We start from the raw sequence: 22,271 nt of genomic DNA on the forward strand, positions 1-22,271 counted from the left end.
GAGAATCCGAGGGCGGTAGGACGGATTGACGGACACCTTCGCGTACGACACGCCGCTCAGAACGAGAGGGTGGTGTACAGAGAAGGCTGATGCGCTTTCCGCCATCTGTTAGGTTGCGTTTACGCCGATAAAATTTCTGTAATCCCTCTGATTTTCCTGGACACGGCTGCCCTCGTTTGGACAGGGGCTGAAATTTGGCGGCTACACGGCTGCTACATACGGGGGTATTGTTGCAATGATCGTCCAACAGACGGCGCGAGTGCGTCGCTGGTCCTTTGTGCTCGGTTCGAGCATCGCTGCCATGGCCGCTGCATCGGCAACGCCGGCCTGGGCGCAGTGCAGTCCCGACCCGACGGTCGCGGATGGCATCACCAACTGCACCGGCACCGATACCGACGGCCTGCGCGTCACCACGGACGGCAGCATGGTGCAGGTTGCTCCCTCGGCCAGCATTTCCGGCGCGGGCGGTGCGGCGATCACCGTCGACATTGCTCCGTTTCCCGCGACCTACCGTGCGCGCACGGCCGCGATTACTGTGGACGGCAGCGTGGATGGTGGCACCCAGAGCGGTATTTCGGTCCTGTCCGGATCGGTGCCGGCGAACAGCTACGACTACTACGGCACCAAAGCCGAGGTGACGGTGGAGGCAGGCGCTACGGTGACGGGCGCCACTGGCATTACCGCCGGTCGTTCGACGACGAACAGCTATGCGCCCGCTCTCGTCAGCATCACCAATGCCGGCACGATTTCGGGAACGAGCGGTGTCGCTCTGCAAGCGACCGATCCGGCACGCGGCGCTTTCGATGTCATCGAGAACCAGCAGGGCGGCACGATCGGCGCGATCGTCGGCACGATCGGCACTCTGAACAATGCCGGCGTAATCGACGGCGGCGCGCTCAGCGCCATCGATCAGACCACCATCTACAACAACACTCCCTATCCCACCGGGTGGACCAACAGCGGCACGATCCGCTCCGCCTCCACGGCAGCGACGATCGCCAATCTTTCCACGCCGTTCAATCCGCTGACTAACAGCGGCACCATCGCCAACGCCGGAACCGGCGCTGCCGTTCAGAGCACAGGCGCGCTGGAGATCGACAACCTCGCCGGGGGAACCATCTCCACTGCAGGCAGCACGGCGATTTCGGCAGGATCGCTGACGCTGACCAACAGCGGCACGATCGTCGGTGATATCGTGACCCAACCTGCCTACGGCTACTATACCCACACCGAGATTGATTCCACGCAGGGCACGATCGCGGGCAACGTCTCGCTCGGCAGCGGCGACGATCTCGTCTACGGCCTCTATGATGGCACCGAGACGCTGGTGACCGGGATCACCGGCACGCTGGACGCGGGTCTTGGCACCAATTACCTCGTCCTCAAGACCGCCGCGGATCTGACCATCTCCACCGCGATCGCGCTGCCCACCGGGTTCCAGCGTTTGCAGTTTGCTACCAAAGCAGACACCACCCTCACGCTTGCCGAGGGGTTCGTCGCCCCCGGAATGATCGTGATGGATGAAAGCAGCACCGTCGTGAACGAAGCTGCAATCACGACCCAGGGGCAGGCCTTCGCCACGGGCGGCGCCTCAAGCCTGACCAACACCGGCTCTATCCATGCGACCGGCACCGCAAACTATTATGCCGTAGCGACGGGATTCGACAGCATACTGAACAACAGCGGGACGATCACCTCTGACGGAGGCGGTGTGAATGCATTCGGCGACGTCATCAATTCGGGCATGATCGTGGCCGCCGGAACCGCGGTTTACATGTCCGGCGAAGCACTGACCAACAGCGGCACGATCCGCTCGACCAGCGGTGTCGGCGTCGAGTTGAACGGCAACACATACTACACCGCCACCAACAGCGGCACGATCGAAGGCGCAACTTACGGTGCGGTGATCGGCTATGTCCTGAACAACAGCGGCACCATCTCCACCAGCGCCACCGGCACCGCAGTGGGCCTCAGCAACTACGGCGTGCTGAACAATCTGGCGGGCGGGGTGATCGAAGGCGGCGCCTGGGCGATCACCGGAAAGGATCCCTACGGGTCGACCAGCACGTACAATGCCAGAGTCTTCAATGCGGGCACGATCAACGGGGACGTGACCTTCGTCTCCCCGCGTGACAGCGGTTATTACAGCAATACCAACATCTACGTCGCGCTCACCGGCGGTGTCCTCAACGGCAACCTGACACTGGGCAAGGGCGATACGCTGGTGACCGACTTGGTCAACACCGGCACGGGCCAGTTCGCCGGCATCAACGGCACGGTGACCACCACCGGCGGTCTGCTACGCTACCGCGTCTCAGGCGAGGCAAGCGCGGTGATCGGCGCCGTCGGCACCTTCGCCACGGCCGGCTACGAACTGGTTGGTGGCGCAAAGCTGACGCTGACCGCAGACGCCCCGCAAACCCTGCCGCTGATCCTTGCCGGCACCGGCACGGTGGACCTGACCGCCGATATCCAGACCACCAACCAAACCGCCCTGAGCGTGGTTTGGGCGGCAAGGCCCGAAAGCTCGACGATCGTCAATCCGGACGCGCTGACGGTCGTCAACCACGGCACGATTTCGGGAACAATCAACGATTACTGGGGCGGCGGTTTCGGGGTCGTGAGCCTCAGCACGAACGACACGCTGCAGAACGACGGCACGATCAACGCCGCCTTCACCGCGACCAACGGCGGAACCTCGTACAATGCCGCCGTCACTTACGGCAGCACACTGGTCAACAACGGACGCATCACGCTGGACGGCAGCTACGGCGCCTACAACGTCAATACCGTGGTGAACACGGGCACGATCGAGCAGACCGGCCCGGGCGCTTCCTACGGCATTTACAACGCCTACAACGTGACCAACAGCGGTACGATCCGGTCCGCCAACAGCGCGATATCGGGCGGCTATGGCACCACGGTCGTCAATTCCGGCACGATCGCCAGCACCGCATCCACCGCGATCACGTCGGCCACGCAAATCACCAATCTGGCCGGCGGCACGATCTCGGGCGGCGACGGAGTGGCGATCTCCATGGACACCGGAGCGGTGACCAATGCGGGCTCCATCATCGGCGATGTCAATCTCGGCTACTGGAGCGGCCAAGGCAGTGCCTACTACGCCAATGGCGGGACACTGACCGGCAACCTGACGTTGGGCAGCGGCAATGACCTGTTCCTCCAGAGCGGAACCGAAGCCGGCGTAAGCGGCACGATCGACGCGGGCCTTGGCCGCGACACTTACGGTATCGCGCTGACCAGCAGCGGCTCGGTCGCCGTCGGCGCCGCGCCCGTAACCGGCTTCGAAGACGCGATGGTCGCGGCGCTGGGCGCCGATACTGTGGCCACCGTCACCGGCCTCGATGCCGCCTACACCGATCTCCACGCTGCCGGCGACGGCACCGTCGTCAACGCGATGAACCTCTCCGGCGCATTGATCCTGGGCAGCGATGCCTATACCGGACAGGCCTATATCCTGGGCCAGACGCTCGGCACGCTCGTCAACGACGGGTCCGTGGCGGGCGGGGTGAGCGGTTCCGTGGCCCGTCTGGTCAACACCGGCATGATCGGATCGGCAGAGCTTGCTGATACCCCCATCATGGTCTGGAACTGGGGCGATATTGCCTTCGAAAACAGCGGCACCGTAACCGCAAGCCAGACCGAAGGCGCTTATTCGTCGCTGGCCGGTTACGCCATCGACATCGCCAATAGCGGCACGATCGCAGGCGGCTTCCAGGCTTATGCGGTTGCCTCGCAGGAAGGCACGCCGGGCACGATCAGCGTAACCAACAGCGGCACGATCGCCAATGAAGGTGCCGGCGCGGCCCTGCAAATGATGGGGGGATCGACCGATGTCAGCGCGCCCGCCACTCTGGCGCTCACCAACAGCGGCATCATCAGCGCGAACGGAGAGGGCGCGGTCGCGGTCGGCCTCGGCCTTGCCGTTCCCGACTACGGCTTCATCCCCACTCCGCCGCAGGGCGCGGTAACCGCCTCGATCGTCAACGTGGAAGGCGGGACGATCACGGCTTCGGGCACAGACGCCATTGCGATCCAGTCGCAGGGCACCACGTTCAACCTCGAAAACCACGGCCGCATCGAGGCAAGCGGCGAGGGCGCGCTGGCCATTCTGGCGACCGATGCCTTCCCCGCCACGCTCCGCAACTCGGGCACGATCGTGGGCGGCGTGGTGCTGGGCGGCGGTAACGACCTCGTCGACAACAGCGGCACGATGGGCTCCATCGACCTGGGCGCCGGTGACGACCTTCTGCGGCTTTCGGGTGGCACTTTCGCAGGCGCGGTCTATGGTGGCGAAGGTAGCGACAGCATCGAAATCGCCGGCGGCCAGGCTGCGTTCTCGACGATTTCCGACTTTGAAGCCCTGCGCATGAGCACCGGCCTCGCCACCGTGAGCGGCAGCGCCTCGTTCGACAGCATGGCGCTCACCGGCGGACGCCTGATCGGGCTGGCAGGCTCGACGATCACGGCGTCGACGATCACCGTGGGACAGGGGGCAACCTTCGGTTCCGCGGGCACCGTCAACGGCAACATCACCGTCGCCGGTACGCTGAGCCCCGGCGCCTCGCCCGGCACGATGACGGTCAACGGTAACGTTGCGCTGGCCGGTACTTCGGTCTCGGTCTTCGAGATCACGCCCACGGTTTCGGACAAGCTTATCGTCAACGGCACTCTCTCGATCGCCAAGGGCGCCACACTTCAGATCGACGCCACCGGGATCGTGAATCCCGGCCAGTCGTTCGATCTGATCGACGCGCAGAGCATCACCGGCAGCTTCACGAACATCGTCCGGTCGGGTTCGATTTTTGGTGTTCTTGTCCAGAACGGCGATAGGATTTCGCTGTTCGGCGAATTCATGAACGATCCGTCCTTCACGCCGCAGGTCCAGGGCTCGATCGACTACGTGAACGGCCTCATGGCAAGCGGCAAGGCTTCGAATGCGTTCATGGCAGCGGTTCCGGGGCTGATGGCCAATTCTAGCACCTCCAACCAGACCATCTTCGCGCAGCTGACGCCGGAAGCCTATGCCTCCGCCGGCCAGATCGCCGTGGAACACGGGCTGGAACTGGCGGACGTCGGCCGCAGCGATGCCTTCGCCTCGTGCCGCGACACACCGGGAGCGTTCACGTTCGCAAGCGCGCTCGGCAATACGCGTAGGCTTGACGGTGGCTCGCAAGGCGCAACTCGCGCGCGGATCAACGGTTACGGCTTCCTCGGCGGGATTGGCTGGGGCAGCAGCGACTGGTCGATCGGCGGCTTTGTGGGCTATCTCAACAGCCGCCAGACGCTGTCCTCGCTGGGCGCCAGGACCGAGGTCGACGGTGTGGTCGCTGGCGTCCATGGCCGCTGGAGCAACGGCAAGCTCGGCATCAAGGCGACGCTGGCCTACGATGGCGGCAATGCCGATACCCGGCGCAACTTGCTCGGCGCTTCGACGAAGGGCTCCTATGACCTGACGGGCTGGACCGGCGACCTCAGCCTCACGTATGCGGTTCCGCTCAACCGTGGCTGGACGGTGCAGCCAACCCTGGGTGTGACCGCAATCCGCACGACCCGCGATCAGACGGCAGAGGCAGGCGATAGCCCCTACGTCCTCGAAGTGGCACGCGAACGCGACCACGCTGTCTTCGTCGACGGCGGCCTCACCTTCAAGGGCGGCATGCAGGACGGCGCGGCCTTGCGTCCCTACCTAACGGTCGGGATGCGCTATCAGGTGGACGGCCGCGCTCCCTTAGCGCTCGCCGCTCTCGGCGGCGGAGACTTCGGCCTTGCCGCGACAGGCGTCTCGCGTGCCCCCGTCCTCGCCACAGCAACCTTGGGTGCGGATTTTGCCGTGAACTCAAGTCTGACGCTGTTCGGCGCGGTGAGCGGCGAAGCCGGTGACGCCGACCAGCGTGCCGGCGCGCAAGTGGGCCTCCGTCTGGCTTTCTGATGAAAGAGGCCGGGCCCGGTTTTTATCGGGCCCGGCCGTTTCGCTCCTCTTGGCGAATTTGAGATGCGCAAAGAAGATAAGGTGCCGAATCGGGCAACTGCGTAGCGAATCACCTTGAGATATTATGCGCTCGAGAATCGAACCAAATTAGATTTCCCTTGACTGGGGTATAAAAAATGGACCGATTTCAGTAAATTTTGACACTGTTTGCCTATTTATAAGTGTTTGATTAAAAAGTTATATTCCCGCTACCCGCTCCAGCCGCCTTTCCCGGACATTCTCCGATTTAATTTTCCGGCAGTGGTGTGGCGGTGACGACCATGCGGCCGAGGAATACGGGCTTGTCCTTTCCGATCACGGCCGAAGCTTCTATCCGCTGCGTTGTGCGCGCCGGCGTATATGTGTTCGGGGCGACGCCATAAGCAAGTGAGGATGTGGCGGCGATTGCGGCGATGGCGGGCACAAGGCGGATCATGGGACACCCCCTTCAAGAACTTTCGAGGCTGTCCTTTTGATCGAACGGTGTCGCAGCACTTTGTCCCATCGGCATCAATTTGTCGGCAAGTGTGCCGACTGCGCGACGGTGGCGAGACTGCTTCTCACTTTCGGAATCGTGCCCATATTCAATTACAATGTTTCCGATGGTGAGAAGGCGGAATTTCGAAATCTGTGGCGCGTTGTGCTGGCACGTCCTCGCAAAGCCCCCGGCACGCTTTACGATAGCGAATAATCATGTAAGCGTCGGCCCCTCGCGAACGGGTGGAGGATCGAGTGGAAACGCAGGAAAGCGCGCTGCAGCCGTTGCGCATCGGTGATCGGGTGCCGCGCTTCGTGGCGCGGAGCACGCAGGGGGCGTTCGATCTTGAGGACTATCGCGGGCACTGGCTGATCTTGTTTTCGCATCCGGCCGATTTCACGCCGGTCTGCACCAGCGAGGTCCTTGCTTTCGCACGGGCTGCTCCAGAGTTTGGTGCGCTGGATTGCCGCCTGGTAGGGCTTTCTGTCGACAGCCTCTATTCGCACCTCGCGTGGATACGCCTGATCCGTGACACGACCGGTGTCGCCATCGACTTTCCCATTATCGAAGACCCGACGATGGAGATCGCGCGCGGGTTTGGCATGGTTGGAGCCGACGCGCGCGATAGTGCCACGGTACGGATGACCTATTTCATCGATCCCGAAGGCGTGTTGCAGGCCCTGAACAGCTATCCGTTGACGGTCGGCCGTTCGATTCCGGAAATGCTGCGGTTGTTGACGGCGCTCCAGCAGGTGCGCGGCGGCGAGGGGCTTGCTCCGGCCGACTGGCAGGTGGGTGACGACCTGCTCCGCGCGCCGGAGGATACGGCGGCGGCGGCGCTTGCCACATCCGAACCTGCGGCGTGGTTCTACGCGCCGGTGGGCAGGGGCCGCTGAGATGGAGCAGGACGACCTCGACGCGACTGCCGAGCTGCTGCGCGCACTGGCGCATCCGTTGCGGCTGCAGATCCTCCACGCGGTGCGCGCTGCCGAGCTTTCGGTGGGCGAGATCGAGGATGTGACCGGGATCGGGCAGCCCGGGCTCTCGCAGCAACTTGCGGTACTGCGCAAGGCTGAGCTGGTGGCATCGCAGCGGACCGGCAAGCAGGTGTTCTACCGCGTCGATGCCGATCGGATGCGGGAATTGAGCGCGTTTCTGGACGGCATGGCGCAAGGCGGCGCAGCGTCGGCCCCCGCGCCGGTTGAGCCGACGGGGACGACCAAGGGCGGCGCCGCCGGTTTTGCGCGGGTGCTGCGCTGACGGCTCAGGCCAGCGCGGCAATCTCCAACCGCTCGTTGCAGAGGGCTAGCGGGGCCTGACGGTGGGAGACCAGAAGCAGGCCGGTGCCGGTCCGCTTCAGCCATCCATCCAGGCTTTCCACCAAGGCGGCTTCGGTTCGCGCGTCCAGCCCTTCGCTGGGCTCATCGAGCAATAGCCACGGCCGCCCGGCCAGCAGGGCGCGGGCCAGTGAAAGGCGCTTACGCTCTCCGCCGGAGAACGTGCCGCCGGCTTCGCCCAGCGGCGTATCCAGGCCCAGTTCGCTGGTGGCTATGCGCTCTCTGAGTTGGGCCACGTCCAGCGCGTCCCACATCTCCGCTTCGGTCAGGCCCTTGCGCGCAAGGCGGAGGTTGTCTGCTACCGTGCCGATCAGCATGGGGGCGTCCTGTGCGGACAAGGCGAATTGCGCCTGCAGGTGGCGGGCGGGGCATAGGTCGGGCGGGGTGCCGTCGATTGCCAGCGGGGTTACGGGTTCCTGCATGCCGGCAAGTGCCAGCAGCACGCGGGTCTTGCCGGAGCCGGACGGTCCGGTGATTGCCACGCGGGCGCCGGGTGCGAATTGGCGGGCGCCCAGCGTCACCGTTGCCGCGCGGGTCGCAGTTTCGAAGGGGGCAAGCGTGGGGTCGAGCGCATCCAGCGCGGCGATCCGGCGCAGGCCGGCATTCAGCGCGGCGCGGCGCAGCAGGCTGCGGGCGAAGCCGCCCATGGCCTCCACCGCCGACGCGGTCGCCAGCATGGCGAGTGCGACGATGGGGGCGCTCGCTTGTGCCAGCAGCAGCACGCCTGCCATGGCGGCGGCGCCGTAAAGAGTCAGCAACCCGCCCTGCAGCGCCTCGGCGCGGAACAGGCGGGACCGCGCGCTGTCGAGCCGTTCGGCGATGGGTTCCAATTCTTCCAGTGCCACGTCGGCCAGCCCGTAGGCGGCGATCTCGGCGCGCGAGGCGGCGAGTTCGATGTAGTGGCGGCGCAAATCGCCCAGCGCTTCGGCGGCGTCCTCGGCAGGTTTGCGGGTGAGCGCTAGCGAGACGCGGCCGAACAGCATGGGGAGCGCGGCGAGCAGCGCCGCGAGGAACAGCAGCGCAGGAATGCCCGCCAGCAGGGCGGCGAGCAGGCTGACGGCCGCCGAGGCCAGCGCTGCATGGCGGGCGGGTTCGCGGATCACGAGGTCTTCCAGCGCGCCCACATCGTCGATCAGGCGGTTGCTCGCCTCGCCCGGCGACGTGTCCTGTACACGGCGGCTGTCCTGCGCGGCGAGTTTGTCGAACAGCGATCCACGCAAGTCCGCCATGCTTTCCAGCGCGACTTTGTGCGACAGCAGTCGCTCGCCGTAACGCGCCAGCGTGCGGACGATCGCGAGTAGGCGGATCAGCGCGCTGGGGATCAGGTAGTTGAACGCGGCGACGGCCACGGTTCCGGCCGCTCCGGCCAGCGCCGCGCCGGTCAGGAACCAGCCGGACACGCCCAGCAGGCCGATTGCCGCCACGGCCGCGAAGATCGCGCAGAGGCTGGCGAACAGCAGGCGCCCGCGCGCGAGCCCGGCAATGGTGAGCGGATTGGTGTGGGGCACGCTCACAGGGCGATCTCCTGCCTTGCGGCGCCGGCCAGCGCGGGATCGTGGGTGGCGACGAGAATGGAGCGCGATTGCGAGAGTTGTTGCAGCAACGCGATCACGGCGGCGGCGGATTCGGCATCGAGATCGGCCGTTGGCTCATCGCAGAGCATCAGCGGACGGCCGGAGAGAATGGCCCGGGCAAGCCCGACGCGGCGACGCTCGCCGCCCGACAGGTCGGATCCGGCGTGGTCGATGGTCATGTCCAGTCCTCCGCGCCGGGCAAGCAGGGGGGCGAGGCCGACTTGCTCGGCCACGGCGAGGATCTCTGCGGGGCTCGCCTGAGGGGCGGCGAGCGCGAGGTTGCGGCCCAGCGTGCCGGTGACGAGCAGCGGGCGCTGGGCGGCCCATGCCACCGCTTCGCTTGGAAGGAGGTTGCCATCGGTGCCGGTGATGCGGCCGGTGGCGGGCGTCAGTTGCCCCGCGATCGCGGCGAGGGTGCTGGTCTTGCCGCTGCCGGTCGGGCCGGTCAGCGCAACGAGATCGTGCCGGGCCAGCGCGAAAGTCAGCGGCCCCACGGCGATGCCGGGGAAGGCGAGGCTGAGATTGTCGACGCGCAGACCGTTGAAGTCGCCGGCGGGCGCTGTGGCGGGGCGCTCGGGCGCTTCGGCGTAAGGCGCCAAAGCGGCTTCGGCGGCTTCGCCCAGCTGCTTCTCGTGATAGGCGGCGGCAAGGCGGCGCATCGGCAGGTAGAATTCGGGCGCCATGGCCAGCACGAAGAAGGCGGGAACCAGTGTCAGTTTCTCCGGTGCGGCGAACGGCAGCAGGGCGAGCAGCGAGAAGCCGCAGTAGACTGCGACAAGGGCGATCGAGAGGGCCGCGAAGAACTCCAGCACCGCATTGGACAGGAAGGCTGCGCGCAGCACGGCCACGGTGCGCTGTGCGACTTGCCGGGTTGCCTCGCGCACTTGCTGCGATATCCGTGCTTCGGCACCGTAGTGGCGGATCAGCGGCAGGTGGGTCACGCGGTCGACAAACAGGCCGGACAAGGCGGACAGCGCGGCCAGTTGGCGTTCGGAGGCGCGGCGGGCGGCGGTGCCGGCCAGGATCGAGCCGAGCACGAAGGGCAGCAGCGTCGCCAGCATGATCGCGGCCGCCACCCAGCTGGCCGGCGCGACCACGGCGGCGACCACCAGCGGGCCGATCACGGCGTTCAGGCGGATGGGGGAAAACCTGACATCGCGATTCTCGATCGCCGTGTTATGGTCGATGGCAAGTGTGGTGCTTTCCCCGGTGCTTAGCGGACCCGGAAGCGGTTCGCCGAGGAGGGCCGACCACAATCGGCGGCGTCGTTCACGGCCCTTGGCCTGCGCGGTGCCGACGGCCAGCCGATCGACGGCGAAAGCCGCGCCGGCACGCAGGGTCGCCCCGCCAATCATCAGTGCGGCGGGCAGCAACAGGGGGCCGGGTCCGGATGCGGGCGCGGCAATCGGCCCAGTCGCGTGTCCGGCTACCAGCCCAACACCACTGGCCAATCCCCAGGAGAGGACGGCTGCGCCGGCGATGTCGGCCAGCCACGGCACGGTTGTTTTGACATAGATCAAATTACGTAAACCATGTAAGTATTGTTTGACAGCCCAAGTGGCTAAGCCTAACGCGACCCTACGAAACCAACCTGTTCGAGGCAACCGATTACCGCCTCGCCAGAGTGCTCAAAAGGCAGGATTCGACATGATCGATATGGCAGTGGTTGAACTCACCCGGTTGCAGTTCGCCCTTACGGCGCTGTACCATTTTCTCTTCGTTCCCCTGACACTCGGCCTTTCCTTCATTCTCGTAATTATGGAAAGTGTCTATGTGATAACCGATCGTCCCATCTGGCGGGACGTGACGCGGTTCTGGGGCAAGCTTTTCGGCATCAACTTCGTCCTTGGCGTGGCCACCGGCCTCACCATGGAGTTCGAGTTCGGCATGAACTGGGCCTATTACTCGCACTACGTGGGCGACATTTTCGGCGCGCCGCTGGCGATCGAGGGCCTGATGGCCTTCTTCCTGGAAGCGACCTTCGTGGGCCTGATGTTCTTCGGCTGGGACCGGCTTTCCAAGCGCGGTCACCTGCTGACGACGATCATGGTCGCGCTCGGTTCGAACCTTTCGGCGCTGTGGATTCTCGTCGCCAACGGCTGGATGCAGCATCCTACTGGGGCGGTGTTCAATCCCGAAACGATGCGCATGGAAGTTTCCAACTTCAAGGACGTGATCTTCAATCCGGTCGCGCAGGCGAAGTTCGTGCATACGGTCAGTGCAGGCTATGTCTGCGCCAGCCTCTTCGTGCTGGGCGTCTCGTGCTACTACCTGCTGCGCGGGCGTCATCTGGAACTGGCGAAGCGCAGCTTCACCGTGGCCGCGGCTTTCGGGCTTGCCTCCTCGCTCTCGGTCGTCGTGCTGGGGGATGAGAGCGGTTACGCGGTTTCGGACAACCAGAAGATGAAGATGGCCGCGATGGAGGCCATGTGGGAAACCGAGAAGGCGCCGGCCGGTCTCGACCTGTTCGGTCTGCCGTCGAACGAAGCGCATGAGACTACGCACGAGATCAAGATCCCCTATGTGCTGGGCCTGATCGCGACGCGCAGCCTTTCGGGCGAAGTCACCGGCATCATCCCGCTGGTGGAACGCGCCGACCAGCGCATCCGCAATGGCGTGCTGGCCTATGACGCGGTGGAGAAGCTGAAGGTCAATCCCACCGACCTTGCCGCGCGTGAGGCTTGGGAGCGTAACAAGGACGACCTTGGCTATGCCCTGCTGCTGAAGCGCTTCGTCGCCGATCCGCGCACTGCGAATGACGAAACGATCCTGAAGGCGGCCTGGACCACGGTTCCCAATGTGCCCGCGCTGTTCTGGATGTTCCGCGTGATGGCGGGGTTGGGCTTCTTCTTCATCGCCTTCTTCGCGACGGCCTTTGCCTTCTCGGTCCGGCGACGGTTCGATCGCAAGTGGTTCCTGCGCAGCGCCGTGCTGGTGATGCCGCTGCCGTGGATCGCGATCGAGGTGGGCTGGCTGGTTGCCGAGCTGGGCCGTCAGCCCTGGGCGGTGGACGGCGTGCTGCCGACCTTCCTGGGCGCGTCCAGCCTGACGGTGCCGCAGATCTGGTCGACCATCTTCGGCTTCACGGCACTCTACGGCATCATGGCGGTGATCGAGGTCAAGCTGATGCTGGCGACGATCCGCAAGGGCCCTGAGGTCTACGAGGGCTATGACGGCGAGCCGACGCCGGAGCGGGCGCCCGCCACCACTTTCACCGCCATCCCGGCCGAATAAGACGGAGGAAACGATGTCCATTCCCTTCGACTATGAAACGATGCGGCTGATCTGGTGGACGCTGATGGGCGTGCTGCTGATCGGCTTCGCCCTGACCGACGGTTTCGACCTCGGCTCGGCCGCGCTGCTGCCCTTCGTGGGGCGCACCGATGCGGAGCGCCGCATGGTCATCAACGCCATCGGCCCCACCTGGGAAGGCAACCAGGTGTGGTTCATCCTGGGCGGCGGCGCGATCTTCGCGGCCTGGCCCTTCGTCTACGCGGTGAGCTTCTCCGGCTTCTACATCGCGATGTTTCTGGTGCTGTCCGCCTTCATCCTGCGGCCGGTGGGCTTCAAGTACCGTTCGAAGCGGCCCGACGCCGCCTGGCGCTCGCGCTGGGACTGGGCGCTGTTCGTCGGCGGCTTCGTGCCTTCGCTGGTGTTCGGCGTGGCGATCGGCAACGTGCTGCTGGGCGTGCCCTTCCGGCTCGATAGCGACCTGCGCAGCTTCTACGAGGGCACCTTGCTGGGCCTGTTCACACCGTTCGCATTGCTCTGCGGGGTGGTGTCGGTGGCGATGATCGTGCTGCACGGCGCGGGCTGGCTGACGCTGAAGCTGGAAGATGGCCCGGCGCGCGACCGTGCGCAGAGCTATGGTCAGATCGCGGCACTGGTGGCCTTCGTGCTCTATGCCGTGGGCGGTCTGTGGCTGGCAAAAGGCGATATCGGCTATCAATTGGCCGGCACTGTCGATCCGCTGGGCGCGTCGAACCCGCGTCTTGCCGAAACCGCGCAGGTCGGCGGTGCATGGCTGGCGAATTACGGCGCGCATCCGTGGATGGTGCTGGCCCCGCTGCTGGGTCTGGCCGGTCCGCTGGTTGCCTTGTTCGGCATTCGCGGACGCAAGGATGTGATGGTCTTTGCCGGATCGTCGATGGCGAACCTGGGCATCATCGCCTCGGTCGGGCTGTCGATGTTCCCCTTCATCCTGCCCAGCTCGATCGATCCGCGCTCCAGCCTGCTGGTGTGGAACGCATCGTCCAGCCACACGACGCTGTTCATCATGCTCTTGGTGACGGTGATTCTGCTGCCGATCGTGCTGCTCTACACCGCCTGGGCCTACAAGGTGATGTTCGGCCGCGTGACCGAGCGCGAAGTGGGCATGAACCCCGACTTCTATTGAGGAGCCGACTATGTGGTACTTTTCCTGGATCCTCGGCGTCGGCCTGGCTGTCGGCTTCGGCATCATCAACGGCGTGTGGCATGAGTTCCACACCGATCCGAACGACGAGAAGACGGTCCTCGATTGACGTCATGACGGCGGCGGCGCTCCCACACGGAGCGCCGCCGTTTTCCTATGCGACGCGCCAGCCCATCCACGCGCCCAGCCTTGGGGCGATGCGCTTGAGACTCCATTCCGCCAGCACCGCAAGGCCGAGTGAAATGCCGAACAACGGCATCAGCACGGCCAGCAGCAGCACCAGCAAGACAAGCGCCCAGCTATGTCGCAGCGGCGCGAAAGTCGCCGGCGCGCCCAGCATGGCGTCGGGTCGCCGTCGCCACCACAGCACCACGCTGGACAGGCAGAGCGTGACCAGCCCGAGCAGCACCGCCAGATTGATGAGCTGATTGGCAAGCCCCCACCATGCCCCCTCATGAATGGCGACGCCGTAGCCGACCGCGCGGTCGACCCAGTGGCGCTGGCCGAAGCGCTCGATCCCTACCAAGGTGCCGTCGCCCGCGACCTCGGCACTGTCGCGCATGGGGCGGTTTTCGGCCTGACTGCGGACCTGCCACGGCGCCCCCGCCGAAGTGGGCGGGCTGACTTCGACCGGATGCGCGAAGCCAAGGCCGCCCGCCCGCGCCACCACCGCGTCAAACGCAGCGGGGCTGGTGGGCAGGTGGCGCATGGTCATGCCGTGATGCTCGGCATGTTCAGACATCATCGCCCGCATTCCGGCATCGGCCATCATCCGCTGATGCGCGTCGGTCGAGGAACCGGCGGACCAGTCCTGCCGCCCGGCGGCCGTGCCGGTCAGGGTGCGGACCTGCCCGAAGTAGCTCCCCCAGGCATTGGCCCAGGGCAGGCCCGTGGCGATCAGGAACAGCGCGCCGAGCGAGATCCACAGGCCGGTGACGGCATGGATATCGCGCCAGAACAGCGAGCGCCCCCGGAACAGGCGCGGATAGAGCACACCCGCCAGCCCGCTCAGCTTGCGCGGCCACCAGAGGAACAGGCCGGTCAGCAGCATCACCACGGTCCAGCAGGCCGCCGTCTCGACCAGCGCCGAGCCGTAATTGCCCGAAAGCAATTCGCCGTGGAGGCGGAAGACCACGCGCATGAAGCGGCCTTCCTCGGGCGCTTGGTAGAGCACCGCGCCGGTCTCGGGATGGACCCAGACGCGCGTGTCCGTCGCGCCCTTGCCAACCAGCACTTCGACGGCATCGGCGCGGGAGCGGGGCAGGACGTACTTGTGCAGCATCGATCCCGGCACCGCCGCCACCGCCTGCGCGGCGATGCGGTCCGGCGAGAGGCGCGGGGCCTGCCCGCCCGCAACATTGCGGTAGGGGGCGTAGAGCGCCTGTTCGATCTGCGGCTTGAACAGGTAGAGCCCGCCGGTGACCGAGAGCCACAGCACGAAGGGCACGCAGAACAGCCCGGCGTAGAAGTGCCAGCGCCAGACCGCGCGATACCAGCGCTCTTTACGCATCTCGGTCGCCATCACATCCTCCATCCCGCTTCGACAAGGAAGCTGCGCTGCGGGTAGGGGTGGTAGACCCAGGCCCGATCGTTGGTCAGGTTGTCGACCCCGGCGCTGAGGCGGAGCTGTTCGGTCACGTCCCAGCTGACCTTGGCGTCGAGCGCGAAGAGTTCGGACGTGTAGCCGTAAGTGTCGCCGCGCTGGAGGCCGAACAGATCGGTGTTCGGGCGGCTGGCATAACGCACGCCCAGCGAGAGCAGCACGGGCGGGATCACGCGGTATCGCAGGTTGCCGTTGAGCCGCCAGCGGGGGATGCGCGGGAACTGCACGCCTTCCGCCGCAGGGGCGGAGTCGTTGCGCAGGGTCACCGAATCGATCCACGCGGCATTGGCGTCGATGTCGAGGCCGGGCAGCACCGCGCGCGCTTCGGCGATCAGTTCGAAGCCGTACTGGCGCGTCAGGTCGATGTTCTTGAAGCTGGAGGTGGTCACGCCGTTCTGGTTGAAGCCGGTGAAGCTGAAGATCGTGTTCTTCACGCGCTGCCAGAACGCCGATCCGGTCAGCTTCACTTTGCCGAATTGATGCGCGAGCAACAGGTTGGCGTCGGTCGACCGTTCGGGCTTCAGGTTCGGATCGAAACTGTCGGGATTGAAGCTGCCGTTGCCGTTGAGGCTGCCCTGGAACAGCTCACCCACGGTGGGGAAGCGGGTGGCTTTGGCAAGGCTAAGTTGCAGGCGCGTCGCCCCGTCGATCGCCCATTCGGCAGAGGTCTTGGGCTGGAACGCCGTGGCATGGCGGCTGGCGTAGCGGTTGAACACTGGCTGGCCGGATGTGTCGAGCCGGCCCAGCCCGCCGTCGAAGGCGCGCCAGTCCTCGAACCGCGTGCCCAGCGTCAGCGTCACTGCCTCGATCGGCACGCGCAGTTCGGCCCACGCGGCAAGGTTGCGGGTCTTGCCGAAAGTCTCGGTCGAGAAGGCCTTGCCGGCGTCGCTGCGCCAGTTGGCCAGGGTGTAGTTGATCTGGTCGGTCTTGTAGAGATTGCCGCTGAGGCCCCCGGCCAGCGCTGCCCCACCCAGATCGGCCGTGAGCGCGAGGTCGCCGGTATACCAGTAGGTCGGGCCTTGGCGGGCGAGCGTGCCTGCACCGTTGCTCTGCCCGGCCACGTAACCCTTCGAGGTGAAGCCGTCCGAGCGCAGGATCTGGTAGGTCGAGACATTCAGGTCGAGCGTCAGCGCATCGGATACCGGGGCTGAGACTTTGGCGCCCGCCAACAGTTCGTCGCGGATCGTGCGCGACCAGTTGGCGCCGCTGGCGGTGTATTTCTGCCCGCCGATCGAGACGGGACCCTCGCAGACCGGGCCGCCGGCGGCATCGCGCAAGTAGCAGTCCGGCGCGGTCTCATTGTCCAGATTGTGCCAATAGGCCAGCAGCACTTCCCCGGTCACGCCCGAGGCGCCGTCGTAGCCGAGGCGCAGCTTGGCCTGATCCTGGGTGATCTCGGCCGGGCTCTGTGCGGCGAAGATCGGATTGGTGGCGGTGCCGGGCGCCCCGGCCATGTGCTGTTTGGGGTCGACCACCGCGCCGGTCACGGCGGTGGCGGCGGCCGTGCTGGTCGACGGGGTGAGGCCGTAGAACATCATCGGCTGGCCGGTGTTGCGGAAATGGCGGCCGGACAGGCGCAGCGACCAGGGGCCGTCCTTCTGGCGAAAGCCCATGCCCGCTTCGCCGGACCAGCCCCAATAGGTGTCATGCGTGCCGTACTGGTCGTAAGGCTGGGCAAGACCCTGCACGGTGGCGAAAGCCTCGGTCCGTTTGGGCGATCGGGTGGTGATATTGACCACACCGCCCATCGAATTGCCCGCATAGCGGGCCGAATAAGGGCCGTAGACGACATCGAACTGTTCGACCTCGCCCGGCCCGACGACGCCCCACTTGGGGGCGTAGGCGAACGAGTTGCCGAGGAAGTTGGACACGGTGAAGCCGTCCACCATCACCAGCGTCCGGGCGCTCTGGGTCGAATGGGTACCGCGAAAGCCGGGCACGCCGTTGGAATCGCCGGCGAATCGTTTGCGCACGAAGAAATCGGGCGCGTATTTCATCAGATCCTCGACGTTCTGGGCATTCACGCCCTGGAACTGTTCGTCGCCAAGGCTGACCGAAAGGCCGCGCGCGTCGAGGCTGATCGGCGCATCGCGCTGACCGACGACGAGGATGGAGTCGGTTGGGGGGGCGGGTTCCTCCGCAAAGGCGGGGGCAGAGATAAGGGCAAGCGGTGCCGCGCTGAGCGCGAGCAGGATACGGGTCATCGGAAAATCACCTGATCGGCACGCGCGCGAGCAAGCGTCTACGTGCACTCAAGCCGGAAGGATCGCGCGCGAAGGCGCGGCGATGGCAGGGATCAGGCTTGGGCGGGTGGTCCGCGCAAGGGCGGCCGGATTTGCGCGCGGATGACGCGCAGGGCCAGTGGTTCGCGCAGGATTACGGCCACGAAGACGAAAGCCAGCGCGGCGGCCAGCAGTACCGGCAGTTCGGCGTCGACCATCGCCGCCGAATGCGACGAGAAGGCGCAAGGGTGGTCCATCGTCTTGCCGGCGTTTTCGCTGGCATGGCCGTCGCGCGTCGGCAGGGCGATCGTCACTTTGCTGCCGGGCGTCGAGCCGGAGCACAGTTCGACCGTCAGCGTGCTGCCTTGCGTGGTGGGCATGTAGCCGGCGGGGACCACGGCCTTGAGGCACAGCGCCAGCGCCAGCAGCAGAGCCGCCAGTTCGGGACGCGCCCGAAAGAAGTGCCGAAGTGTGCCCACGCCGGCGTGCCTAGCCGGAAAAGCCGCCGCCGTCATCGGCCAAGTTCAACCGTGGAGGCGATCCGTTGCGGCGTGTCGCCGGGCTTGCGGCGCGACCATGAAGCAGGCGCCGCGTGCAGAGGGCAGAAGGGCGATTTCAAGTTGGTGCCGCTCTGCGATGGCGCGGCACAGTGCCAGCCCTAGTCCGGCGCCGTCCTGCGATCCGGGCTCGCTGCCGCGCGCGAACTTGTCGAAAATCCGTTCCCGCTCGGCTACCGGAACGCCCGGGCCGTCGTCGCAGACGGTAAGGCAGGGGCCGGGCTTCAGGCGCAGTTCCACGGTGCCGCCGGCCGGCACGAACTTGAACGCATTGTCCAGCAAGTTGGTGATCAGCCGGGTCAGTTGCATTTCCTCCCCCTCGACCACCACGCCGGGGGTGATATCCAGCTTCAGGGTATGGCCCGATTCCTCGGCGCTGTCGGCATAGAGTTCGCCCAGCCGATCGGCGAGCGCGCTGAGGTCCACGGGGCAGAGCCCGTGCCGATCGCCGCGCCGCGCCTGGCTGGCGGCAATGTCGAGCAGCGATTCCAGCATCCGCACGATGCGGCGGATTTCTTGCCGCGCGTCGGCGATCCGCGCGGCGGTCTCGGCGTCGGGCGTGGCCGAAAGCGCTTTCATCAGCCGGTTGTCGAGATGCATCAGCGGCGTGCGCATCTCGTGCGCAAGCTGGTCGGTGGTTTCGCGCTGGGCCCCGGCCAGCCGGCGCAGGCGGGCGAGCGCATCGGCGGAATGGCGGGTCAGCTCGTCGATCTCGTCGCGGTCGTGCGATCCCTTTTCCAGCACGACCAGGGCATCGTCGTCCGGGTGACGGAAGGCGGCATTGATCCGTCCGATCCGCGTGCCCAGCCGGAAGACGGCCAGCCAACCCGCCAGCGCCACTGCCATCGTCGCCAGCAGCCCTCCGGCCACGTAGACCATGGCGACCTGACGGCGCAGCGGGCCGATGTCGCGGTCCTCGTGTGCGACCACCAGTTTCAGGTCAGGGGCCAGCACGGACACGCGCGCATGTGCAAGCCCCCCACCGGGCGCGGGGATTTCACTGCCTGTAATCGCGCCGCCGTGAAGATCGGGCCAGACGTCAAAGTCGCCGGCAATGCGGCGATTGGCTGCGTCGGCCAGCATGTAGTGGGCGATATGGTCATCGCGCGGCTGGATCGCCAGGCGGTCTTCGATCCGCCGGGCCAGTTCATCGCGTCCGCCGCTCGAATAGATGTCGATCATGCCGGCAAGATCGACATCGACGGCGCGTTCCAGCGCCGTGCGGCTGGTGTTGCGGATCGTCGTATCGGTCAGCAGCCAAAGGCAGCCGGTGATGACGGCAGCGATGGCGATCGCCCAGAGCACCAGCTGCGCGAAGATCGAACGGCGAATGCCCAGCAGCCGCGTCATGGCGGTCAGCGCCCGCCGTCGAGCAGGCGGTATCCCGAACCCCAGATGGTTTCGAGGGCCGGGCTGTCGAACCCATCTTCCAGCTTGCGGCGCAGGCGCCCGATATTAACGTCCACCACGTTGGTCTGGGGATCGAAGTTCATCTTCCACACGTCGCGCAGCAGCATCTCGCGCGTCAGGACTTCGCCGGCGTTTTCCATGAAATAGCGGAAAAGCTCGAATTCCTTGGGGCTGAGCGCCAGGTGGCGGTTGTCGCGAAAGGCGGTGCGGGCTTTCACGTGGCACTCGAAGGCGCCGTAGAGGATCACCGCGCTGTGCTCCCGCCCCGAAGCGCGGCGATGCAGCGCGCGCAGGCGGGCGAGCAGTTCCTCTGCCTCGAAAGGCTTGGCCAGATAGTCGTCGGCGCCGCCGTCCAGACCTTCCGCACGGTCCGAAGTGCGGCCCAGCGCGGAGAGCATGAGCACGGGTGTCCCCACGCCCGATTCCCGCAACCGTTCCACGATGGTCAACCCGTCCAGGTCAGGCAGCATGCGATCGAGGATGATGACGTCGAACCGATTGACGCCGGCGCGCATCAGCCCGTCCTGGCCGTTCGCGGCCCAGGTGAGCGCAAGGCCGGCGCTCTCGGCGACTTCCGCCACCTGCGCGGCGGCGCGCGTATCGTCCTCTATGTAGAGAATGCGGAGCGCGCTCATGCCGGCGTGCGGCTCCACCCTGCGGCGCTTCGTGCTCGTTCGGTCATGCAGTGGCCCCATGCTGGACGGGGCGGAAAAACCCCCGTCCAGATAGGCATTGGCGGACAGGATATCCGCTGACAATACTTGTTAGGGCCTGTACTTGTTAGGGTCTTCTGGGCGCCCGTCAGTGCTGCGCCGAAGTGGCGACGGGAGCCGCTGCCGAGGCGTCCTGCGGCAGGCCGCCAAGTTCGCTGACCAGCTTGGTATAGGCATCGAGATAGGCGAGCACGATGATCTGGCCGATCTGCGTGTTCTGATACCCGCCGCCGCCGGCCGAACCGAAGGTGCCGCCGAAGAAGCCGCCGCCCGAACCGCCGAAGCTGACGTCCGACTTGCGGGCATAGCCCTCCGTCAGCGCCTCTTCCACCGTGGTGCGGGAGTTGACGATCGAGAGCGTGACGTTCGCCTCGCCCTTCTTGATGTTCAGGCCGCCGGCAATCGAGCCGACGCCGCGGCCCAGCAGGCCGCCGACGCCGCCCAGCATCGCGCCCAGGCCACCGCCGCCCGAATTGTTGTTGGTGGAGACGATATCCGGCTGCAGGAAGTAGTCCGCCGCCTTGATCTGCCCCTTGCCGACGTTCGATCCGCGCTGCAGTTCACCCTGTTCGGCCAGCGCGCGCTCCATGGCGCTGTTCTGCAGCGAACGGCCCCGGTTGACGAGCGTGAAGCAGTGCGATTGCTGCACGAAGACGCGCAGGATCGCTTCCGGGCTGCCCAGGCTGAGTTCGCGCCACCACTGGTTGTCCGGTTCGATGATGGCGACGGTGCCGAGATTCTTGCGGCAGACCGGGATCTGCTGGGTGCCCTTGTCCTGCAACTTGCGGGCTGAGGATTTGTCTTCCGCGAAGGCCGAAGACGAACTTGCCAGAACGGCAAGCGCGGCGAGCGCGCTGGCGATCTTCTTCATCGTGCTGGTCCCTTTGTTGCGCCGCACGCGGGGGCGTGACGGCTTTCCCAAACGCGGGGACCATAAATACGAAATATTACGGCACAAGTGCCTATCTTACTGAGATTTATCCTTATGCGGCCGCTTCGGTGCAATCCATTGCAAATCGTCAGGGCGCGACCGCCATGTTGTCGATCAGACGCGCCTTGCCGATCCGCGCGGCGACGAGCAGCCGCATCGGGCGGTCCGAACGCGCGTCCAGCGGGACGAGGCTGTCGGCATCGCGCAGTTCGGCATAGTCCACCGACAGGAATCCGCCGGTGATCACCGCCTGTTCCAGCGCGCCGATGGCGGCGGCAACCGGCTTGCCCGCTTCGATCGCGGCGATCGCCGCTTTCATCGCGGTGGGCAGAGTGACGGCGGCGGCGCGTTCCTCGGCCGTCAGATAGGCATTGCGCGAGGAGCGGGCGACGCCGTCCGCCTCGCGCACGGTTTCCACGCCGATGATCGCATCGACATGGGGGCGGGTGAGATCGAGGTCGCGCGCCATGCGGCGGATTACCGCCAGTTGCTGCCAATCCTTCTCCCCGAACAGCGCCACATCGGGCAGCACCTGATGGAACAGCTTGCAGACCACGGTGGCGACGCCGTCGAAATGGCCGGGGCGCGAGGCGCCGCACAGTCCGTCGGACACGCCGGTGACCGAGATATTGGTGGCAAAGCCCTGCGGATACATCGCGTCCACGGTTGGCGCCCAGACCAGCGCCACGCCTTCGGGTTCCAGCAGCTTGCAATCGCGTTCAAGCTGGCGCGGATAAGCGTCCAGATCCTCGTTCGCGCCGAACTGCAGCGGGTTCACGAAGATCGAAACCACCACGTGATCCGCCCGCTTGCGCGCTTCGCGCACGAGTGTCAGGTGACCTTCATGAAGCGCGCCCATGGTGGGAACCAGGGCCACGGTCCCGGTCTGGCGAAGGGTCACGATGGCACTGCGCAGTGGATCAAGGCTGTGGACGGTTTGCATTGGGGGTGGCTGCTCCGTTAGGATGGACTTGACCGGTCCTCGCGCCAGCCCTTAGCGCCGGCGCGCCCCGGGCGGCAAGAAGCGGTTGAGAATTCGC

Annotated in this window: 16 protein-coding genes; 6 read left to right on the forward strand and 10 right to left on the reverse strand. The window is 65.9% G+C overall.

Going from position 1 to position 22,271, the window contains the following annotated elements; all coding sequences use genetic code 11:
* Positions 1-235 precede the first annotated feature (235 nt).
* Positions 236-5,953 carry a hypothetical protein gene (locus tag ACZ1JC_RS12225; protein ID WP_465136605.1) on the forward strand — a complete coding sequence of 1,906 codons (5,718 nt, stop codon included), beginning with the start codon at positions 236-238 and terminating at the stop codon, positions 5,951-5,953.
* Between the two features lie 286 nt (positions 5,954-6,239).
* On the opposite strand, the gene ACZ1JC_RS12230 is transcribed toward ACZ1JC_RS12225, so the two are convergent.
* A complete protein-coding gene (locus ACZ1JC_RS12230; RefSeq protein ID WP_465136604.1) occupies positions 6,240-6,428 on the reverse strand; it encodes a hypothetical protein in 189 nt (62 codons plus the stop codon).
* A gap of 296 nt (positions 6,429-6,724) precedes the next feature.
* Between ACZ1JC_RS12230 and ACZ1JC_RS12235 the strand changes: the two genes are divergently transcribed.
* Both ACZ1JC_RS12235 and ACZ1JC_RS12240 read left to right on the forward strand, forming a co-directional pair.
* Positions 6,725-7,366 (forward strand): peroxiredoxin, encoded by a 642-nt coding sequence (locus ACZ1JC_RS12235; protein ID WP_465136603.1) that lies wholly within the window; start codon positions 6,725-6,727, stop codon positions 7,364-7,366.
* Between the two features lies 1 nt (position 7,367).
* Positions 7,368-7,730: an ArsR/SmtB family transcription factor gene (locus ACZ1JC_RS12240; protein WP_465136602.1), complete on the forward strand. Its 363-nt coding sequence runs from the start codon at positions 7,368-7,370 to the stop codon at positions 7,728-7,730.
* Between the two features lie 4 nt (positions 7,731-7,734).
* Here the strand turns inward: ACZ1JC_RS12240 and ACZ1JC_RS12245 are convergent, their stop codons facing one another.
* Complete coding sequence (locus ACZ1JC_RS12245; RefSeq protein WP_465136601.1) at positions 7,735-9,321, reverse strand: amino acid ABC transporter ATP-binding/permease protein; 1,587 nt, start codon at positions 9,319-9,321, stop codon at positions 7,735-7,737.
* Positions 9,318-10,901 carry an ATP-binding cassette domain-containing protein gene (locus ACZ1JC_RS12250; RefSeq protein WP_465148405.1) on the reverse strand — a complete coding sequence of 528 codons (1,584 nt, stop codon included), beginning with the start codon at positions 10,899-10,901 and terminating at the stop codon, positions 9,318-9,320. The genes ACZ1JC_RS12245 and ACZ1JC_RS12250 overlap by 4 nt, the downstream gene beginning before the upstream one ends.
* 127 nt (positions 10,902-11,028) lie before the next feature.
* Here ACZ1JC_RS12250 and ACZ1JC_RS12255 point away from each other — a divergent pair, with 127 nt between their 5' ends.
* From ACZ1JC_RS12255 to cydX, 3 genes are read left to right on the forward strand one after another with little or no spacing between them, the layout of a single operon-like run.
* A complete protein-coding gene (locus ACZ1JC_RS12255) occupies positions 11,029-12,615 on the forward strand; it encodes a cytochrome ubiquinol oxidase subunit I (RefSeq protein ID WP_465148404.1) in 1,587 nt (528 codons plus the stop codon).
* Between the two features lie 13 nt (positions 12,616-12,628).
* Positions 12,629-13,777 (forward strand): cytochrome d ubiquinol oxidase subunit II, encoded by a 1,149-nt coding sequence (cydB, locus tag ACZ1JC_RS12260; RefSeq protein ID WP_465136598.1) that lies wholly within the window; start codon positions 12,629-12,631, stop codon positions 13,775-13,777.
* Positions 13,778-13,787: 10 nt separating this feature from the next.
* On the forward strand, positions 13,788-13,904 hold the full coding sequence (cydX, locus tag ACZ1JC_RS12265) for a cytochrome bd-I oxidase subunit CydX (RefSeq protein ID WP_465136597.1): 117 nt from the start codon (positions 13,788-13,790) through the stop codon (positions 13,902-13,904).
* 45 nt (positions 13,905-13,949) lie between these two features.
* Here cydX and ACZ1JC_RS12270 read toward each other — a convergent pair whose 3' ends face one another.
* The 7 genes from ACZ1JC_RS12270 to panC all read right to left on the reverse strand — a co-directional run bounded on the left by ACZ1JC_RS12270 (position 13,950) and on the right by panC (position 22,174).
* Positions 13,950-15,317, reverse strand: coding sequence for a PepSY-associated TM helix domain-containing protein (locus ACZ1JC_RS12270; RefSeq protein ID WP_465136596.1), 1,368 nt, complete (start codon positions 15,315-15,317; stop codon positions 13,950-13,952).
* The gene (locus tag ACZ1JC_RS12275; protein ID WP_465136595.1) at positions 15,317-17,602 is read right to left on the reverse strand and encodes a TonB-dependent receptor; all 2,286 of its coding nucleotides are present in this window, start codon (positions 17,600-17,602) and stop codon (positions 15,317-15,319) included. Before ACZ1JC_RS12275 ends, ACZ1JC_RS12270 begins: the two co-directional genes overlap by 1 nt.
* A gap of 92 nt (positions 17,603-17,694) precedes the next feature.
* A complete protein-coding gene (locus tag ACZ1JC_RS12280) occupies positions 17,695-18,099 on the reverse strand; it encodes a DUF2946 family protein (protein ID WP_465136594.1) in 405 nt (134 codons plus the stop codon).
* Between the two features lie 45 nt (positions 18,100-18,144).
* Positions 18,145-19,527, reverse strand: coding sequence for a sensor histidine kinase (locus ACZ1JC_RS12285; RefSeq protein WP_465136593.1), 1,383 nt, complete (start codon positions 19,525-19,527; stop codon positions 18,145-18,147).
* 5 nt (positions 19,528-19,532) lie between these two features.
* A complete protein-coding gene (locus ACZ1JC_RS12290; protein ID WP_465136592.1) occupies positions 19,533-20,222 on the reverse strand; it encodes a response regulator transcription factor in 690 nt (229 codons plus the stop codon).
* A gap of 166 nt (positions 20,223-20,388) precedes the next feature.
* On the reverse strand, positions 20,389-21,171 hold the full coding sequence (locus tag ACZ1JC_RS12295) for a CsgG/HfaB family protein (protein WP_465136591.1): 783 nt from the start codon (positions 21,169-21,171) through the stop codon (positions 20,389-20,391).
* A gap of 148 nt (positions 21,172-21,319) precedes the next feature.
* Positions 21,320-22,174, reverse strand: coding sequence for a pantoate--beta-alanine ligase (panC, locus tag ACZ1JC_RS12300; RefSeq protein ID WP_465136590.1), 855 nt, complete (start codon positions 22,172-22,174; stop codon positions 21,320-21,322).
* Between the last annotated feature and the right edge of the window lie 97 nt (positions 22,175-22,271).

The organism is Sphingomonas sp. BL-S-28 (assembly GCF_055521515.1).

Bases quoted from the DNA above. Each gene is read 5' to 3' on its own strand.
- ACZ1JC_RS12240 (WP_465136602.1), top strand. From the start codon at position 7,368: ATGGAGCAGGACGACCTCGACGCGACTGCCGAGCTGCTGCGCGCACTG.
- ACZ1JC_RS12285 (WP_465136593.1), bottom strand. From the start codon at position 19,527: ATGACGCGGCTGCTGGGCATTCGCCGTTCGATCTTCGCGCAGCTGGTG.
- ACZ1JC_RS12255 (WP_465148404.1), top strand. From the start codon at position 11,029: ATGATCGATATGGCAGTGGTTGAACTCACCCGGTTGCAGTTCGCCCTT.
- cydX (WP_465136597.1), top strand. From the start codon at position 13,788: ATGTGGTACTTTTCCTGGATCCTCGGCGTCGGCCTGGCTGTCGGCTTC.
- ACZ1JC_RS12230 (WP_465136604.1), bottom strand. From the start codon at position 6,428: ATGATCCGCCTTGTGCCCGCCATCGCCGCAATCGCCGCCACATCCTCA.
- ACZ1JC_RS12225 (WP_465136605.1), top strand. From the start codon at position 236: ATGATCGTCCAACAGACGGCGCGAGTGCGTCGCTGGTCCTTTGTGCTC.
- ACZ1JC_RS12275 (WP_465136595.1), bottom strand. From the start codon at position 17,602: ATGACCCGTATCCTGCTCGCGCTCAGCGCGGCACCGCTTGCCCTTATC.
- ACZ1JC_RS12270 (WP_465136596.1), bottom strand. From the start codon at position 15,317: ATGGCGACCGAGATGCGTAAAGAGCGCTGGTATCGCGCGGTCTGGCGC.
- ACZ1JC_RS12290 (WP_465136592.1), bottom strand. From the start codon at position 20,222: ATGAGCGCGCTCCGCATTCTCTACATAGAGGACGATACGCGCGCCGCC.
- ACZ1JC_RS12295 (WP_465136591.1), bottom strand. From the start codon at position 21,171: ATGAAGAAGATCGCCAGCGCGCTCGCCGCGCTTGCCGTTCTGGCAAGT.
- panC (WP_465136590.1), bottom strand. From the start codon at position 22,174: ATGCAAACCGTCCACAGCCTTGATCCACTGCGCAGTGCCATCGTGACC.
- cydB (WP_465136598.1), top strand. From the start codon at position 12,629: ATGTCCATTCCCTTCGACTATGAAACGATGCGGCTGATCTGGTGGACG.